The following is a 17984-nucleotide window of genomic DNA, read 5'->3' as shown; positions in this document are numbered from 1 at the left end:
AGCTCACTCGTACGGCTGTGCCATTCCGCAGGCCGCCAGCAGTCCCGCGAGCAGCGCCGTCCGCGTGGGCACCTGGTCCAGCCGCACATGCTCGTGCCGGGCGTGGGCGCCGTCCCCCACCGCACCCAGGCCGTCGAGGACGGGGCGGCCGAGGGCGGCGACGAAGTTGCCGTCGCTCGCTCCGCCGACTGCGGTTTCCCCGGCCGTCCAGCCGAGGTCGGCGGCGATCGCCTGTGCCTGCTTGAACAGGAGCCGCGAGGCGGGGCCCGGCACCATCGGCGGGCGGTTCCAGCCGCCGGTGACCGTGGCCTCTGCCCGGGGATCGGAGGGGCGCAGTCCGGCGAGGGCGGCATCGATGCGGGCCGCCTCGGCAGGCTCGGCGATCCGTACGTCGACGGCGCAGCGGGCGTGTCCGGCGACGACGTTGCCCTGCGTACCGCCGCTGATCACACCGACATTGACCGTCGTACCGTGCTCCGGCGACCCCAACGCGGCGATCCGCGTGACGAGTTCGGCGAGGGCGTGCACGGCGCTCGCGCCCCGCTCCGGGTCGAGGCCGGCGTGCGCCTCCACCCCGTCCACCGTCACCTCGAACATGCCGACGCCCTTGCGGGCCGTTTTCAGCGCCCCCTCGGACCCGGCCGCCGCCTCGCACACCAGGGTCGCCGTCACGTCCTCGCTCAGCCGCTCGATGTGCGGACGGGAGGCCGGGCTGCCGATCTCCTCGTCGCCGTTGAGGAACAGCCGTACCGCGGGGCGCGGCAGGTCGAGTTCGCGCAGCAGGCGCAGTGCCCAAACGGCTTGCACCAGGCCGCACTTCATGTCGAACACGCCCGGTCCGCTCGCGAGACCGTCGTCCGTGACACGGAACGGCCACTCGGAGAGGGTGCCGGCCGGCCACACCGTGTCGTAGTGGCACAGCATCAGCACGGTCGCGGGCAAGGTCCCCGGATACAGCAGCTCCAACATGTCGCCGTGCGGGCCGCCTTCGTAGCGCCGTGACGCGTCGGGCGGCCCGAGCCGCCGGCGGGTCCACTCCTCGACCGCCGCGAGTCCCGCGTTCAACAACTCCTTGTCCCTGCTGGGTGTTTCGAGTTCGACCAGCGCCCGCAGGTCGTCGGTCATCTCGGGCAGAGCGGTGCGGGCCAGGGACTCCAAGCGGTGCAAGGACATGGTCGGCTCTCCTCGTACGTACGGGATTCGTCACACGGCATTCGTCACACGGGATTCGTCACGGCGGTCAGCGGACGGGAACTCCGGGCCCGAGCGGGATACCCAGCGCCCACCAGACGTAGAACAGCAGCGTCCAGGACACCAGCATGACCAGGCACAGCGGCAGGGTCAGGGACAGCAGCGTGCCGATACCCGCCGAGCGGCGGTAACGCTGGATGACGCCCAGCGTCATCACGAAGTAGGCGCTCATGGGGGTGGCCGCATTGGTGCAGGAGTCGGCGATGCGGTAGACCGCCTGAGTCACCTCCGGCGGGATGTCGAGGAGCATGAACATCGGCACGAACACCGGCCCGACCAGGGCCCATTGGGCGGAGCCGCTGGTGACCAGCAGGTTGATGCAGGTGCACACCAGCAGGACCCCGAGGAACGCGAGTGGCCCCGTGATCCCCGCCGACTTGAGCAGGTCCGCGCCCCGGATCGCCATGACCTCGCCGACGCCGGTCCACTTGAAGTAGGCCAGGAACTGGGAGATGGCGAAGAACAGCACCAGGATCGGCGCCATCTCGCGCAGCCCCTTCGCCATGTGGTCGGGGATGTCCCGGCCCGTGCGCACGGTGCCGACGGCGTGCCCGTACACGGCGCCGACGATCAGGAACCCCACCGCCAGGATGACCGCGATGCCGGTGAGCACGGGCGACTGCACGATGCTGCCGCCCTCGCCCCTGAGCGGCGAGGAGGAGGGGATCATCGCCGCCACGATCAGCGCGGCAAAGCCGAGGAGCGCCCACAGCGCCCGGCGCAGTCCGCGCCGTTCCTCGTCACTCAGGGTCAGCTCCGCCGCCCCACCGCTGTCCTCGCTCGCGTCCTCCTCCGGCATCGCCGCCACCCGCCGGGCGATGACCTTCTCGGTGACGACGGTGATCACGACGGCCAGCACCAGTGAGGAGCCGAGGGAGAAGAAGTAGTTGGACAGCGGGTTGACCACATACCCCGGGTCGACGGTCTGCGCGGCGGCCGTGGTGAGCCCGGAGAGCATCGCGTCCACCGGGGTGACCAGCGGACTCGCGTCGTACCCGGCGGACACCGACACGAACGCCACCACCGCACCCAGCATGGGGCTGCGCCCGACGGCCCGGAACGCCATCGCGCCGAGCGGGACCAGCACGACGTACGCGGCGTCGGAGGCGACATGCGCGACCATCGCGCTGAAGGCGAGAGTGAACGTCAGCCAGCGGGCCGGGACCCGGGCGACGGCGGCCCGCAGCATCGCGGGGAGCAGCCCGGACCGGTCGGCGACCGCCACGCCCAGCATGACCACGAGGATCGTGCCGAGCGGCGGGAACGTGGCGTAGTTGGTGACCGCGTCGTCGATCATCATCCGCAGCCCCTCGCCCGAGACGAGGCTGCGAACGGTCACGGTCTCGTCGGTGGCCGGGTTGAGCACGGAGGCTCCGGCGGCGGACAACGCCCAGCTGGCGAGGGCGAGTACGACGCTGAGCACGCCGAACAGCCAGAAGGGATGCGGCAGTTTGTTGCCGATCCGCTCGATGCGCACGAGCAGAGCGAGCAGTCCGGTGAGCGGCTTCGCGGGGCGGTCAGTCGTGGCGGTCATCTCCTCATTGACGGCCCAAACGGCGAGATCATGCAAGTAAAAAGCTTGTTGCGCCCGTATCATTCACGTGAAGTGGCTGGCTGACGGATTCAGTCTGTAGGTGGATGGGTGACATGACAGCTCTGGACGAAGACGACCTCGACCTCGTCGCCGCGCTCCAGCACGCCCCTCGGGCACCGCTGAGCCTGTTGGCGGACGTGCTCGGCGTCTCGGCGAGCACCGCGGGACGCCGGCTGGCCCGGCTGGAATCCGACCGGCTGCTGCGGGTGATCGGCCAGCTCGACTGGTCGGTGTCCGGCGAGGGCAACCCGTGGCATGTGTGGGTGACCGCGGAACCCTGCCGTGCGCCGGAGGTGGCCCGCCGCCTCGCCGACCTGCCCGAGACAAGCCATGTCTGGGTCACCGCGGGACAGTGGGACGTCTACTGCTCCGTCCAGCCCGCCCGCCGCGACCGCACCACCGAACTCCTGACCCGGAGCATCCCCGCCATACCTGGCGTGCGCTCCGCCCGCTCCGAACTCATCCTCTCGGCCGCCACCAAATCCGACTCCTGGCGCCTGCCCCGGCTGGCCCCGGACCAAGTACGCCACCTCAGCCGGCACGCGTCCCAGGACGAACCCATGGGCACCCCGCCCCACCACAGCGGAATCACCGACGACGAACAGCGCACGCTCCGACTGCTCGCCGCGGACGGCCGGATGACAACCGCCCAGGTCTCCCGGGAACTGGGCATCGGCCAGTCCACCGCCTACCGCACCACCCAGTCACTCCTCCAACGGGGCCTGGTCCGCCCCCGGGTGGAGATCGAACCGGGCCTGCTCGGCTACGCCCTGGAGGTCGCGATCACCCTGACGGTGTCCCCCAGCGCGATGCGCGAGGTGGCCCGCACCCTCGCCCAGCACCCCTCGGCGCGCTACGTGACCACCACCGCGGGCATCTCCTGCGTGGTCCACCACGGCGTCTTCACCGACGAGGACAGCTTCGCCGAATTCCTCACCCGCGACCTGGCCGACCTGCCAGGGGTGACGTCCTTCGACGTCTCCGTCGTACTGGACGCCCTGCGACGGCACTGGCTCGACCGCGAGGACGGCCGCCTTGCCACCCACGACAAGCCGGAGAACAGGACAGAAGAGGCATGACGACACGCGACACCGCGATTGACCGGGCGACCGCCTACTTCGACTCAGGCGCCTTCCTCACCGACCTGCGACGCCGGGTCGCCTTCCCGACCGAGAGCCAGCCACCAGCCGACACGGCCGGACTCCGCAAGTACCTGGAGGAAGAACTCGCCCCGGCGGCACGCCGCCTGGGAGCGACCGTCAGCATCATCGACAACCCCGTCCCGGAGGCGGGCCCCTTCCTGCTCGCCCACCGCCACGAGTCCGACACCCTCCCGACCGTCCTCGTCTACGGCCACGCGGACGTCGTACCCGGCCAGGACGACCGCTGGCGCACGGACCTGTCACCCTGGCACCTGACCGTCGAGGGCGACCGCCTCTACGGCCGCGGCACGGCAGACAACAAGGGCCAGCACACGATCAACATCGCCGCGCTCCAACAGGTCCTGACCACCCGAGGCGGCACCCTCGGCTTCAATCTCAAACTCCTCGTCGAGACGGGCGAGGAGTCCGGCTCGCCCGGCCTGCACGAGCTGTGCCGCCGCCGCAAGGACGACCTCGCCGCCGACGTACTGATCGCCTCCGACGGCCCCCGCCTCGCCGCCGACCGCCCGACCCTCTTCCTCGGCTCACGCGGCGCCGCCAACTTCCGCCTCCGCGTCCCCCTGCGAGCCGGCGCGCACCACTCGGGCAACTGGGGCGGCGCCCTGCGCAACCCGGCCACCGTACTCACCGCCGCCCTGGCGACCATGGTCGACGCCCGGGGCCGCATCCTCGTCGAAGGCCTACGACCGCCCGCGATCCCCGCCCCGGTCAGGGCGGCCCTCGCAGACCTCACGATCGGCGGTGGCGAGGCCGACCCTCAGGTCGACACGGACTGGGGCGAACCCGACCTCACCCCCGCCGAACGCGTCTTCGCGTGGAACACCCTGGAAGTCCTCGCCCTGTCCGCGGGAAATCCCGCCCGCCCGGTCGGCGCGATACCTGGAACAGCCCACGCGGACGTCCAGCTCCGCTTCGTCGTAGGCACAGACTGGCGCAACCTGGAACAGACGATCCGGGCCCACCTGGACGCCCACGCCCTGCCGATGGTCGAGGTCGACCTCCTCCAAGCGGTCCCGGCCACCCGTCTGAGCCCCGACTCCCCCTGGGTCCACTGGGCGACGACCTCCCTCCACCGCACCACCGGCAAACCCCCTGTCATCCTCCCCAACCTCGGCGGCACCCTCCCCAACGACGCCTTCGCCGAAATCCTCGCCCTCCCCACGATCTGGATCCCCCACTCCCACCCGTCCTGCGCCCAACACGCCCCCGACGAACACCTGCTCGCCACCGTGGCCCGCGAATCCCTCGCCATCATGGCGGGCCTCTTCTGGGACCTGGGCACCCCACACGATGCCCTCCCACATCAATGCGTGTGACCACTCGCCGCCGGCGCAGCGTTCTTGACCGTCAGGGGCAGCAACTTCTTGCCGGTTGGTCCGATTTGAATGGAAGTATCCATCTGAGGACACACCCCACAATCAAAACAAGGCGTCCACCGGCAGTCCTCGACCTCCGTCTCGTCGAGGGCGTCCTGCCAGTCCTCCCAGAGCCAGTCCTTGTCCAGGCCGGAGTCGAGGTGGTCCCAGGGGAGGACCTCCTCGTAGGTGCGCTCGCGCGTGGTGTACCAGTCGACGTCGATGCCGAAGGGGGCCAGTGCCTTGTCGGCGCAGCTCATCCAGCGGTCGTAGGAGAAGTGCTCGCGCCAGCCGTCGAAGCGGCCGCCGTCCTCGTAGACCGCGCGGATGACGGCGCCGATGCGGCGGTCGCCCCTCGACAGCAGGCCTTCCACGATGCCGGGCTTGCCGTCGTGGTAGCGGAAGCCGATCGAGCGGCCGTACTTCTTGTCGCCGCGGATCTTGTCGCGGAGTTTTTCCAGGCGGGTGTCGGTTTCTTCCGCCGAGAGCTGCGGGGCCCACTGGAAGGGGGTGTGCGGCTTGGGGACGAAACCGCCGATCGACACCGTGCAGCGGATGTCGTTCTGGCCCGAGACCTCGCGGCCCTTCTGGATGACGCTCATCGCCATGTCGGCGATCTGGAGGACGTCGTCGTCGGTCTCCGTCGGCAGGCCGCACATGAAGTACAGCTTCACCTGGCGCCAGCCGTTGCCGTAGGCCGTCGCCACCGTCCGGATGAGGTCCTCCTCGGACACCATCTTGTTGATGACCTTGCGCATGCGCTCGGAGCCGCCCTCGGGGGCGAAGGTCAGTCCCGAGCGGCGGCCGTTGCGGGTCAGCTCGTTCGCCAGGTCCACGTTGAAGGCGTCCACGCGGGTGGAGGGGAGGGACAGGCCGATCTTGTCCTCCTCATACCGGTCCGCCAGGCCCTTCGCGATGTCGCCGATCTCCGAGTGGTCGGCCGACGACAACGACAGCAGGCCCACCTCCTCGAAGCCCGTCGCCTTCAGGCCCTTGTCGACCATCTCGCCGATGCCCGTGATGGAGCGTTCACGGACCGGGCGGGTGATCATGCCCGCCTGGCAGAAGCGACAGCCGCGGGTGCAGCCGCGGAAGATCTCGACGGACATCCGCTCGTGGACCGTCTCCGCCAGCGGGACGAGGGGCTGCTTGGGGTACGGCCACTCGTCGAGGTCCATGACCGTGTGCTTCGACACGCGCCACGGGACACCCGACTTGTTGGGGACCACGCGGGCGATGCGGTGGTCCGGGAGGTACTCGACGTCGTAGAACGCCGGGATGTACACGGATCCCGTCTTCGCCAGGCGGAACAGGACCTCCTCGCGGCCGCCCGGACGCCCCTCCGCCTTCCACTCGCGGATGATCCGCGTCATGTCGAGCACGGCCTGCTCGCCGTCGCCGATGATCGCCGCGTCGATGAAGTCGGCGATCGGCTCGGGGTTGAAGGCGGCATGCCCGCCGGCCAGCACGATCGGGTCGTCGAGCCCGCGGTCGCGCGACTCCAGTGGGATGCCCGCCAGGTCGAGGGCGGTCAGCATGTTCGTGTAGCCGAGCTCGGTGGAGAAGGACAGGCCGAACACGTCGAAGGCGCGCACCGGGCGGTGGCTGTCCACCGTGAACTGCGGGACGCCGTGCTCCCGCATCAGCGCCTCCAGGTCCGGCCAGACGCTGTAGGTGCGCTCGGCGAGGACGCCCTGCTGCTCGTTCAGGACTTCGTAGAGGATCATGACGCCCTGGTTGGGCAGGCCGACCTCGTACGCGTCCGGGTACATCAGGGACCAGCGGACGTCGCACGACTCCCACGGCTTGACCGTGGAGTTGAGCTCGCCGCCGACGTACTGGATCGGCTTCTGCACATGCGGGAGCAGCGCTTCGAGCTGCGGAAACACGGACTCTGCGGCCGCAGCGACTTCGGCAGGCATCTCGCGAACCTTCGTGAGCGGGACGGGAATGACAGGGGTGACCATCTAGACTAACGCGGCCGAGAAGGGCCCCCGTACGCTCAGACCATCGGCCCGCCCGTGATCTTCTTCCAGGTGCCGGGCAGTTCGGCCTCCACGGTCGCCGCCCGCTGCTCCTCGCGGCCGTACAGCAGCCCGTAGGTGAAGGCGTTCTCGCCCGCCGCGTGCGCGACCGCGGACAGCTCGCGCAGGGTCTGGCGGGCCATGACGCTGTCCTGGTGCTCCCCGAGCAGGTTCTGGAGGGATTTCATCGTCTTGGTGAGGTCCTTGGCGGGCTTGCCGAGTGCCGGGGTGGCCGCCTCCGCCGCGTAGCGGGTTCGCTTGGTCTTCTTGCGGGCCTCGTGGATGGCGACGTCCCGGTCGGTGCCGGGCTCCAGCTCCAGCGCCTGCTCGACGAGCGCGGAGACCTTGCCGAAGTCCTTCCGTACGGCCTTGGGGAGCGTCTTGCCGGGGTCCTTCCCGGCCGCCTTCCGCAGCGGCGGGTCGGCGAGCACGGCGTCCAGGGAGTCGAGCAGGGCCAGGTAGCGGTGGGAGTCGAGGACTCCGATCAGCCGGCCGCTCGCCCCGCCGGGCCTGTCGCCCGCCCACTTGCTCACCCGATCGGCGACCGGGCCGGAGACCAGTGTGTCGGGCACCTCGTCGAGGGCCGCCATCAGGCGTTCGTTCAGCACCTCGCGGTCCCGGTCCACGCCCAGCTCGCCGGCCAGCCACTTCAGCTCGTCGCCGATGGGGTCGGTGACCGTCCGGTCGAGGATCTTGCCGTACGACTTGAAGGTGCTGCGCATGCGGCGGGTGGCGACGCGCATGCTGTGTACGGAGTCCTCGGCGTCCTGGCGTACGGCCGGGTCGAGCTCGACGATGGCATCGCGCTGGGCGCGCACGTACGCGAGCACGTGGTCGCCTGCGGTCTCGGGGTCCTCGACGGGCCCGGGCCCGGGCTTCGTGGGGGCGGTTTCCTTGAGGGCCCGCGCGAGCTTCGACGCCGACTTCGACGGCCGTACGCCCGCCTTGCGCAGTCGCTTCTCCACCTTGTCGAGGAACTCCGGGTCGCCGCCGTCGGCGAGCTCCACCTCGATCTCGGTCCACTGGGCGGTGCCGCCGCCTGCGGTGAGCCGCTCGGCGCGTACGGCGTCGACGCTGACCTCGGCGAGGAGGCGGCGGTCGGCGTTCACGAGGTCGCGGAGGTCCCGGGCGGAGCGCAGCCGGACCACGGGTACCAGCTCGGCGTCCCGGACGCGCGAGCGGACGAGCCCGGCGAGGGCGGGTGGCAGATCGTCGGAGAGGGGGGCCTGGATCTCGTCGCGGGCGTCGGGCCCGACCGGGAACTTCAGGTGCCAGCCCGCGTCGGAGCCGCCGGTCCTGCGGCGCAGCGTGATCGAGGCTGCCGCGAGGCGCTCGTCGGCGGTGTCGTAGTAGGTGGCGTCCAGTTCGGCGACACCCTTGTCCACGACGTCCGCGACTCCGGCGACGCCGGTCAGGTCGGGCAGACCGCTTTCGTCGGATTCATACTTGCGCTCGATTTCGCGCTTCGTGTCCGCCATGCACCGAATCTAGTTGCTGCCGGGGCAGGACGACAGTGCCTACAGGAGGTGAATCGCGAATGAACGGCAGGGAACCCGGAGGTTGCCTGACTTACGCCGACATGGGCCGTTGCACCTGAATCGACTGCAACAGTCCCACCGCCACCCACACCGCGAACATGGACGAACCGCCGTACGACACGAACGGCAGCGGCAGACCCGCCACCGGCATGATCCCGAGCGTCATCCCGATGTTCTCGAAGGACTGGAAGGCGAACCAGGCGATGATCCCGGCGGCGACGATCGTGCCGTACAGCTCGGTCGTCTCGCGGGCGATCCGGCAGGCCCGCCACAGCACCACGCCCAGCAGCACGATGATCAGGCCGCCGCCGACGAAGCCCAGCTCCTCCCCCGCGACCGTGAACACGAAGTCGGTCTGCTGTTCCGGGACGAACTGGCCGGTGGTCTGCGAGCCGTGGAACAGGCCCGACCCCGTCAGCCCGCCCGAACCGATCGCGATACGGGCCTGGTTGGTGTTGTAGCCGACGCCCGCCGGGTCGAGCTCGGGGTTGGCGAAGGCGGCGAAGCGGTTGAGCTGGTACTCGTCCAGCACCCCCAGCTGCCAGACCGCGATCGCGCCCGCGACGCCGATGCCGACCAGCCCGAAGACCCAGCGGTTGGAGGCGCCCGAGGCGAGCAGCACACCCAGCACGATGATCACCATGACCATGACCGAGCCGAGGTCGGGCATGAGCAGGACGACCAGTATCGGCACGGTGGCCAGGCCCAGCGCCTGAAGGACAGTGCGATGGTCCGGGTACCGCTTGTCGCCCGCGTCCACCCGGGCCGCCAGCAGCATCGCCATGCCCAGGATGATCGTGACCTTCACGAACTCGGAGGGCTGGAGCGAGAAGCCGCCACCGATGACGATCCAGGCATGGGCGCCGTTGATGGTCGCACCGAGCGGGGTGAGCACCAGCAGCACCAGGAACACCGAGAGGCCGTACAGAACCGGCACGGCCCCGCGCAGGGTGCGGTGGCCCAGCCAGACCGTGCCGACCATCAGGGCGAACCCGATGCCGGTGTTGAGCAGATGGCGGATGAGAAAGTAGTACGGGTCGCCCTGGTTGAGCTCGGTGCGGTTGCGGGTCGCCGAGTAGACGAGGAGCGCGCCGATCAGCGACAGCCCGATGGCCGACAGCAGTATCGGCCAGTCGAGGCGGCGGGCGAGCGAGTCACGGGCGAACAGCCGGGTCCAGCCCGCGCGTTCGGGTCCGTACCCGGAGACGGAGAAGCTGTTGCCGGTCATGTGAGCATCCTCCGGCTTCCCTTCTTCCGCCTTCTGCGGCGGGTGTCACGGTTCCCGGTGGCCGGTGACTGCACCGTCGCCGCCAGCTGCGTCTCGTCCGCCGCGTCCTTCCCCTTCTGGCTGGCCTGCTGCTCCTTCGCCGGGTCCCCCTTGACCTTCGGCGCGGTGATCGAACCGTCCGCCTTGATCTTCGGCAGGCTCGTCTGCGGCGTGGGCAGCAGGGCGTTCTTCTTGTTGATCTCGCCGTCGTCGGAGACGCCGTACAGGGCGTCGTATATGTTGCGCACGGCCGGACCGGAGGCTCCGGAACCCGTACCACCCTGCGAGATCGTCATCACGATCGAGTAGTCCTTGGTGTACGTCGCGAACCACGAGGTCGTCTGCTTGCCGTAGACCTCGGCGGTACCGGTCTTGGCGTGCATCGGGATCTCGTCCTGCGGCCAGCCGCCGAAGCGCCAGGCGGCGGTACCGCGGGTGGCGACGCCGGCCAGGGCGTCGTCCATCTTGTCCAGCGTCTGCCCGCTGACCGGCAGCTTGCCGTGCGACTCGGGCTTGATCTCCGAGACGTCCTTGCCGTCGGCGCTGATGATCGCCTTGCCGACGGTCGGGTCGTACAGGGTGCCGCCGTTGGAGATCGCCGAGTAGATCGTGGCCATCTGGATCGGGGTCACGAGGGTGTCGCCCTGGCCGATGGAGTAGTTGATCTCGTCACCGGCGCGCATCTTGTTGCCCTCGAGGCAGTTCTCGTACGAGATCTTCTCGACGTAGGAGCCGTCCTTCTTGCCGGTCTTGCACCAGGCGTCCTTGTTGGCCTTCCAGTAGCTCTCCTTCCACTGGCGGTCCGGGACGCGGCCGGTGACCTCGTTGGGCAGGTCGATGCCGGTCTCCTTGCCGAGGCCGAACTGGTGGGCGGCCTTGAAGAAGTAGTCCTTGGGCTCACCCTTCTTCGGGTTGATGCCGCCGTCCTTCTTCCACTCGTTGTGCGCGAGGCCGTAGAAGACGGTGTCGCAGGAGACCTCCAGGGCCCGGCCCAGACCGATCGGGCCGTAGCTCTGCGACTCGAAGTTCTTGAAGACCTGGCCGCCGACGGAGTACGAGCTGGAGCAGTTGTAGTTGCCGTCGAAGTCATAGCCGGCCTCGACCGCGGCGGCCGTGGAGACCACCTTGAAGATCGAGCCGGGCGCGGCCTGACCCTGTATGGCCCTGTTCAGCAGCGGGTAGTTGGAGCTCTTGCCGGTGAGCCTGGTGTAGTCCTTGGCGGAGATGCCGCCGACCCAGGCGTTCGGGTCGTACGACGGGTTGGACGCCATGGCGACGACACGGCCGGTCTTGGCCTCCATCACGACGACGGCACCGGAGTCCGCCTTGTAGTTCTCGCCGGTGTTGTCGTCGAACTCCTTGCGGGCGGTCTTCATCGCCTCGTTCAGCTCGAACTCGGCGACCCGCTGGACCCGGGAGTCGATGCTGGTGACGAGGTTGGAGCCGGGCTGGGCCGCGTCGGCCTCGGCCTCGCCGATGACACGGCCGAGGTTGTCGACCTCGTAGCGGGTGACGCCGGCCTTGCCGCGCAGCTCCTTGTCGTACTCACGCTCCAGGCCCGAGCGGCCGACCTGGTCGGAGCGCAGATAGGGCGAGTTGGTGTCCTGGGCCTGGGTGATCTCCTCGTCGGTGACCGGGGAGAGGTAGCCGAGGACCTGCGCGGTGTTGGCTCCGCCGGGGGCGGCGTAGCGGCGCACGGCCTGCGGCTCGGCGGTGATGCCGGGGAAGTCCTCGGAGCGCTCGCGGATCTGGAGGGCCTGGCGGGGCGTGGCCTCGTCGGTGACGGGGATCGGCTGGTACGGCGAGCCGTTCCAGCAGGGCTGCGGCGTCTTCGCGTCGCACAGCCGGACCTTGCCCATGACCTCCGCGGGCTTCATGCCCAGCACGCCCGCGAGCTTGGTCAGGACGGCCTTGCCGTCGTCCGGCATCTTCAGCAGCTCGGTGCGCGAGGCGGACACGACGAGCCGTGTCTCGTTGTCCGCGATGGGCACCCCGCGCCCGTCCAGGATGGAGCCGCGTACGGCGGGCTGGACGACCTGCTGGACGTGGTTTCCGGACGCCTCCTTGGCGTACTCCTGGCCCTCCCTGATCTGGAGGTACCACAGGCGCCCGCCGAGGGTGCCGAGAAGGGAGAGGACGAGGATCTGGATGACGACGAGCCGGGTCTGGACACGTGGGGTCCGACCGGTCTCCGGGATGTTGGTCACTGCTGCTGCCTCCCCCTCTCAGTACGTGTACGACGTGTTCTTATACGACGGACCTGTGTGCGCCGCCGCCGACTCCCGTGCGATCACAGCCGCTTGACCCCCTTGATGCGCCCGGCACGGGCCACCCGCGACCGGGCCGCCTTCACTCTGAGGCCACCCCGCTGACCGCCGATCCGCAGCCCGGTGCCGGAGGAGAGCCAGCCGGTGGAGATGTCGGTGGACTTGGCGGCCGAGTTGGTCTCGGCGAGCGGATCGTTCTCCGCGCGCCGGGCCAGCCCCATGATCCCGGGGACGACGAACGGGGCGAGCAGCAGGTCGTACAGCGCGGCCGTGAACAGCAGGCTGCCCAGGCCGACATGGCGGGCGGCGGTGTCGCCGACGAGGGCGCCCACTCCGGCGTAGAGCATGGTGGAGCCGAGCGCGGCGACGACGACCACGGCCATGGGGCCGGTGGCCGATTTCAGCCTGCCGTTCTCCGGTTTGGCCAGCCCGGCGAGATAGCCGATGACGCACAGCACCAGGGCGTAGCGGCCGGCGGCATGGTCGGCGGGCGGGGCGAGGTCGGCGAGCAGACCGGCGCCGAAGCCGACGAGGGCGCCGCCGACATGGCCGTAGACCAGGGCGAGGCCCAGGACGGTGAGCAGCAGCAGGTCGGGGACGGCGCCCGGGAGATGGAGGCGGGCGAGGACGCTCACCTGGAGCACCAGGGCGACGACGACCAGCGAGGTGGAGAGCAGGATCCGGTTGACGCGCATGGGGCTCAGCTCCTACTGCTCTTGCTCGTACTGGCCGTCGACGGGCGCCCCGGCGGAGGGCGTCACCGTCACCGTCACGGTCGGCGTGGGGGTGGGCTTCGGCTTGCTCGGCAGCACGGTGTCGCCCGGGTCCTGCTTCGGGGTCTCGACGACGACGCCGATGACGTCGAGCTTGGTGAAGCTGACATACGGCGTGACGTACAGCGTGCGGGTCAGGTCGCCGCCGGACGGGTCGACGCGGGAGACCACGCCGACCGGCACGCCGGGCACGAAGGGCTTGTCGGCCTGCGAGCCGAAGGTGACCAGACGGTCGCCCTTCTTCACCTCGGCCTTGCCGTTGAGGAGTTCGACGCGCAGCGGACGGTCGCCCTGTCCGGAGGCGAAGCCGAGCTCGTCGCTGGCCTCCATCCGGGTGCCGACGGTGAAGTCGGGGTCGCTGGCGAGCAGGACGGTGGCGGTGTTGGGGCCGACGGTCGTCACCCGGCCGACCAGGCCGTCGCCGTTGAGGACGGTCATGTCGCGCTTGATGCCGTCATTGGCGCCGACGTCGATGGTGATGGTCCAGGAGAAGCCCTGGGCCGCCCCTATCGCGATGACCTCGGCGCCCTTGATGCCGTACTGGCCCTTGCCCGCGATCTTCAGCATCTTGTCGAGCTGGGCCAGTCTGCTGCGGTTGCGTTCGTCGCTGCCGAGCTTCGCCTTGAGGGCCGCGTTCTCCTGCTCCAGCGCGGCGAGCCGGTCGTGCCGCTCGCCGGAGTCACGAATCGCGGAGACCGCGTTGCCGACCGGGTCGACCGCGGCCGACACCCCGTCCTCGATCGGGCCGAACACGGCGGCCGCCCCCTGGCGGGCACCGTCGACCGGTGAGTCCTCCCCGCCGCGGATATCCACCGTGATCAACGCGAACGCGATGGCGATCAGCAGCACCAGGAGCAGCCGGCTCTCTTTCGTGTCCCTCACGTGCGGCGGCCGTGCCTTCCCTCTAGGAATGTGCAGGTGATGAAGAGCAGCGTTTATGGGTGAGCTTATGCCTCTATATCAACGATCCGCCGTACAAGAAGAGATCGTCTCGTACGGCGGAATCGAAGAGTTATGTCATCTGCGCGGCTGGGCGTCGAGCACCTGCTGCAACGCCTCGAACTCCTCGACGCACTTGCCGGAACCGAGCGCGACGCTGTCCAGGGGATCCTCGGCGATATGGATCGGCATGCCGGTCTCCCGGCGCAGTCGCTCGTCCAGGCCGCGCAGCAGAGCGCCGCCGCCGGTGAGAACGATTCCGCGGTCCATGATGTCGCCGGACAGTTCGGGCGGGCACTTGTCGAGGGTCGTCTTCACGGCGTCGACGATGGCGTTGACCGGTTCCTCGATCGCCTTGCGCACCTCGGCGGCCGAGATGACGACGGTCTTGGGCAGTCCGGAGACAAGGTCCCGGCCGCGGATTTCGGTGTGTTCGTCGGCATCGAGGTCGTACGCCGAACCGATCGTGATCTTGATCTGTTCCGCCGTCCGCTCACCCAGCAGGAGCGAGTACTCCTTCTTGATGTGCTGGATGATCGAGCTGTCCAGTTCGTCGCCCGCGACGCGGATGGACTGGGCGGTGACGATGCCGCCGAGGGAGATGACCGCGACCTCCGTGGTGCCGCCGCCGATGTCCACCACCATGTTGCCCGTGGCCTCGTGGACCGGCAGGCCGGAGCCGATGGCCGCGGCCATGGGCTCCTCGATGATGTGCACCTGGCGGGCGCCGGCCTGGGACGACGCCTCGATGACGGCACGGCGCTCGACGCCCGTGATGCCCGAGGGAACACAGACGACGACCCGCGGACGAGCCAGATACCGCCGCTTGTGGATCTTCAGGATGAAGTAGCGGAGCATCCGCTCGGTGATCTCGAAGTCGGCGATCACGCCGTCCTTCAGCGGGCGTACGGCAACGATGTTGCCGGGCGTGCGCCCGATCATCTTCTTCGCTTCGGCGCCGACCGCGAGAATGCCACCGGTATTGGTGTTGATCGCGACCACGGACGGCTCGTTGAGTACGATCCCGCGACCCCTGACGTACACCAGCGTGTTGGCGGTCCCGAGGTCGACAGCCATGTCACGGCCGATGAACGACATTGAGTTCCCCATGAGGATTCGTCTGGCCTTCCCACAGAGCTTTTGAGGGCTTTTCAGGTCGGCGAAGTGGGTGCGGTGACGTGAAGGCTTCCATCGTAGACGCGCCTTCCCGAACACTGCGCGAGGGTCTTCGCCATTGTCAGCAGATGATGAGCCGCCTCGCTGCTGGAGACAGTCCATCGGGGGCTCTCGTTCCCCCGATCGGCACGCATATGCCGGAAGGCGGCCGGAAATAACCGGCCGTCCCAGGTCAGGCGGGGCGACACGCCGGACATGACGGTCCCTCAGGTGAAGGCTCGGTGACGGGCGGGCCTACGGTCAGCCGTGGCCGGGGAAGAAGATCTTCACCTCGCGCTCGGCGGACTCCTCGGAGTCGGAGGCGTGGATCAGGTTCTCGCGGACGATCACACCGAAATCACCGCGGATGGAGCCGGGCGCGGCGGCGATCGGGTCGGTCGGACCGGCGAGGGCACGCAGCCCCTCGATGACCCGGTCGCCCTCGACGATCAGGGCCACGACCGGACCGGAGGCCATGAACTCCATCAGCGGCTCGTAGAAGGGCTTGCCCTTGTGCTCGCCGTAGTGCTGCTCCAGGGTCTCCTGGTCCAGGGTGCGCAGCTCCAGCGCGGTGATCTGCCAGCCCGCCTTGCGCTCGATACGGCTGAGGATCTCGCCGGTCAGGCCACGACGGACGGCGTCGGGCTTGAGGAGGACGAGGGTGCGCTGCGTCACGAGCGAGCTCCTTGAATCAAAGGTTGTGCGGGGTGGGGGTGGAGCCTGGGTCACATTCCGGCCCGGCCTGGATGTGACGCAGGCTCTGAGGCTACAGGGCCCGGCTGAGTGCTTGTTAGGCAGCGTCAGGCTGATCCGCCTGGCCGGCCGCGAATCTTGCCTTCGCCTCGTCGATCTTCCGCCCGTAGTGCACCGACGCCCACCACAGGGCCGCGAAGATCGCGCCGAGGAAGAACATGGTCGGCACGATGAAACCGGAGGCGATGAGGGCGATCTGAAGGGCCCAGCCCAGTGCGACGCCGCCGGGGCGGGTCACCAGGCCGCACAGCACCAGGCACAGGAACATCGCGACACCGCTGACCGTCCACACCGTGGACATGGACAGGTCGTCGTCCTTCATGGCGACCAGACCGGCGAAGCCGATGATGAAGACCTCGCCGATCAGGGTCGAGGAACAGAGCGTACGCATGCTTGGAACTCAGCCCTTCCCCAGCAGCAGCCGGGCCTCGCCGACGGTGATGACGGAACCGGTGACGAGCACACCGCCACCCGCGAACTCGCCCTCCTCCTCGGCCAGCGTGATCGCGGCCTCCAGGGCGTCCGGCAGTCGCGGCTCGACCTGCACCCGCTCCTCGCCGAACACCTCGACCGCGATCGCGGCCAGTTCGTCGGCGTCCATCGCGCGGTGACTGGAGTTCTGCGTGACGACGACTTCGGCGAAGATCGGCTCGAAGGCCTCAAGCAGCCCCCGTACGTTCTTCTCGGCGCTGGCCCCGACCACTCCGATCAGCCGGCTGAAGTCGAAGGCCTCCCCGATCGACTCGGCCACGGCCCGCGCGCCCGCGGGATTGTGCGCGGCGTCCAGGACGACGGTGGGAGACCGCCGTACGACTTCGAGCCGTCCCGGCGAGGCCACGGAGGCGAAGGCCTTGCGGACGGTGTCCATGGAGAGCTGGTCGGGACGCTGGGCGCCGACGCCGAAGAACGCCTCGACGGCGGCGAGCGCCACCGCCGCGTTGTGCGCCTGGTAGGCGCCGTGCAGCGGCAGATACACCTCGGAGTACTCACCGCCGAGCCCGCGCAGGGTGACCAGCTGCCCGCCGACGGCGACCTGCCGTGCGACGACCCCGAACTCAAGGCCCTCGCGGGCCACGGTGGCGTCGACCTCGACCGCCTTCTTCAGCATCACCTGAGCGGCGTCGACCGGCTGCTGCGCCAGGATGACCGTCGCGTCCTGCTTGATGATCCCGGACTTCTCGCCGGCGATCAGGGCGTGCGTCTCACCGAGCCGGTCGGTGTGATCGAGGTCGATGGGGGTGACGACGGCGACATCGGCGTCGATCACGTTGGTGGCGTCCCAGGAGCCGCCCATGCCGACCTCGACGACGGCCACGTCCACGGGCGCGTCCGCGAAGGCGGCGTACGCCATGGCGGTCAGCACCTCGAAGAACGACAGCCGGTACTCCTGCTGGGAGTCGACCATCTCGATGTACGGCTTGATGTCCTCGTACGTCTCGATGAACCGCTCGGCGGAGATCGGCGCGCCGTCGAGGCTGATCCGCTCGGTGACCGACTGCACGTGGGGGGACGTGTACCGCCCGGTGCGCAGCTCGAAGGCGCCGAGCAGGGCCTCGATCATGCGGGCGGTGGAGGTCTTGCCGTTGGTGCCGGTGATGTGGATCGAGGGGTACGACCGCTGCGGCTCGCCCAGCACGTCCATCAGCGCGGCGATACGGCTGACGGAGGGCTCCAGCTTGGTCTCGCCCCAGCGGGTCGCCAGTTCCGCCTCGACCTCGCGGAGGGCCTTGTCGACCTCGGGGTCCTCGGGGCGCGTCGGCACGTCTGCCTGCGGCTGGCTGCCCTGGGTACGCAGGGTGCGGCTGCCGGCCTCGATGACCGCGAGATCGGGGTCGCGGTCGGTCTCTGCCGCGATGATCTCTTCGAACGGGTCGCTGTCACTCACGGGGTCAGTCTACGGAGGCG

14 protein-coding genes are annotated in these 17984 nt (G+C 69.3%); 2 read left to right on the top strand and 12 right to left on the bottom strand.

The window, feature by feature from the left end; translation table 11 throughout:
• Positions 1-3 precede the first annotated feature (3 nt).
• Together KCH87_RS31230 and KCH87_RS31225 are read right to left on the bottom strand one after the other, a co-directional pair.
• A complete protein-coding gene (locus KCH87_RS31230) occupies positions 4-1173 on the bottom strand; it encodes a M20 family metallopeptidase (protein ID WP_210590000.1) in 1170 nt (389 codons plus the stop codon).
• A gap of 67 nt (positions 1174-1240) precedes the next feature.
• The gene (locus KCH87_RS31225; RefSeq protein WP_210589997.1) at positions 1241-2785 is read right to left on the bottom strand and encodes an AbgT family transporter; all 1545 of its coding nucleotides are present in this window, start codon (positions 2783-2785) and stop codon (positions 1241-1243) included.
• Positions 2786-2898: 113 nt separating this feature from the next.
• Between KCH87_RS31225 and KCH87_RS31220 the strand changes: the two genes are divergently transcribed.
• Positions 2899-3924 carry an Lrp/AsnC family transcriptional regulator gene (locus tag KCH87_RS31220; RefSeq protein ID WP_247197080.1) on the top strand — a complete coding sequence of 342 codons (1026 nt, stop codon included), beginning with the start codon at positions 2899-2901 and terminating at the stop codon, positions 3922-3924.
• Entirely contained in the window at positions 3921-5324 is a 1404-nt protein-coding gene (locus KCH87_RS31215; protein ID WP_210589992.1) for a M20 family metallopeptidase, read from the top strand. The genes KCH87_RS31220 and KCH87_RS31215 overlap by 4 nt, the downstream gene beginning before the upstream one ends.
• Here KCH87_RS31215 and KCH87_RS31210 read toward each other — a convergent pair.
• The 10 genes from KCH87_RS31210 to KCH87_RS31165 form a co-directional block, all read right to left on the bottom strand.
• Positions 5312-7285 (bottom strand): TIGR03960 family B12-binding radical SAM protein, encoded by a 1974-nt coding sequence (locus KCH87_RS31210; protein ID WP_210589989.1) that lies wholly within the window; start codon positions 7283-7285, stop codon positions 5312-5314. The genes KCH87_RS31215 and KCH87_RS31210 overlap by 13 nt on opposite strands.
• A gap of 80 nt (positions 7286-7365) precedes the next feature.
• The gene (locus KCH87_RS31205) at positions 7366-8865 is read right to left on the bottom strand and encodes a CYTH and CHAD domain-containing protein (RefSeq protein ID WP_210589986.1); all 1500 of its coding nucleotides are present in this window, start codon (positions 8863-8865) and stop codon (positions 7366-7368) included.
• 91 nt (positions 8866-8956) lie between these two features.
• Positions 8957-10153 (bottom strand): rod shape-determining protein RodA, encoded by a 1197-nt coding sequence (gene rodA / locus KCH87_RS31200; RefSeq protein ID WP_210589983.1) that lies wholly within the window; start codon positions 10151-10153, stop codon positions 8957-8959.
• Entirely contained in the window at positions 10150-12399 is a 2250-nt protein-coding gene (gene mrdA / locus KCH87_RS31195; protein ID WP_210589980.1) for a penicillin-binding protein 2, read from the bottom strand. The genes rodA and mrdA overlap by 4 nt, the downstream gene beginning before the upstream one ends.
• 83 nt (positions 12400-12482) lie before the next feature.
• Positions 12483-13154, bottom strand: coding sequence for a rod shape-determining protein MreD (gene mreD / locus KCH87_RS31190; RefSeq protein ID WP_210589977.1), 672 nt, complete (start codon positions 13152-13154; stop codon positions 12483-12485).
• Between the two features lie 12 nt (positions 13155-13166).
• Positions 13167-14114 (bottom strand): rod shape-determining protein MreC, encoded by a 948-nt coding sequence (gene mreC, locus KCH87_RS31185; RefSeq protein WP_210589974.1) that lies wholly within the window; start codon positions 14112-14114, stop codon positions 13167-13169.
• Positions 14115-14249: 135 nt separating this feature from the next.
• Positions 14250-15269, bottom strand: a complete 1020-nt coding sequence (locus KCH87_RS31180; protein WP_030601536.1) for a rod shape-determining protein — start codon at positions 15267-15269, stop codon at positions 14250-14252.
• Positions 15270-15587: 318 nt separating this feature from the next.
• Positions 15588-16001: a nucleoside-diphosphate kinase gene (ndk, locus tag KCH87_RS31175; RefSeq protein ID WP_210589972.1), complete on the bottom strand. Its 414-nt coding sequence runs from the start codon at positions 15999-16001 to the stop codon at positions 15588-15590.
• A 115-nt stretch (positions 16002-16116) separates the two neighbouring features.
• Positions 16117-16470: a DUF4233 domain-containing protein gene (locus KCH87_RS31170; RefSeq protein WP_210589969.1), complete on the bottom strand. Its 354-nt coding sequence runs from the start codon at positions 16468-16470 to the stop codon at positions 16117-16119.
• 9 nt (positions 16471-16479) lie between these two features.
• Positions 16480-17964 carry a folylpolyglutamate synthase/dihydrofolate synthase family protein gene (locus tag KCH87_RS31165; RefSeq protein WP_210589966.1) on the bottom strand — a complete coding sequence of 495 codons (1485 nt, stop codon included), beginning with the start codon at positions 17962-17964 and terminating at the stop codon, positions 16480-16482.
• Between the last annotated feature and the right edge of the window lie 20 nt (positions 17965-17984).

It is taken from the genome of Streptomyces sp. GESEQ-35 (assembly GCF_017948485.1).
In the GTDB taxonomy this organism is placed as follows: domain Bacteria; phylum Actinomycetota; class Actinomycetes; order Streptomycetales; family Streptomycetaceae; genus Streptomyces.
This window is presented reverse-complemented; position numbering and strand designations above follow the sequence as displayed.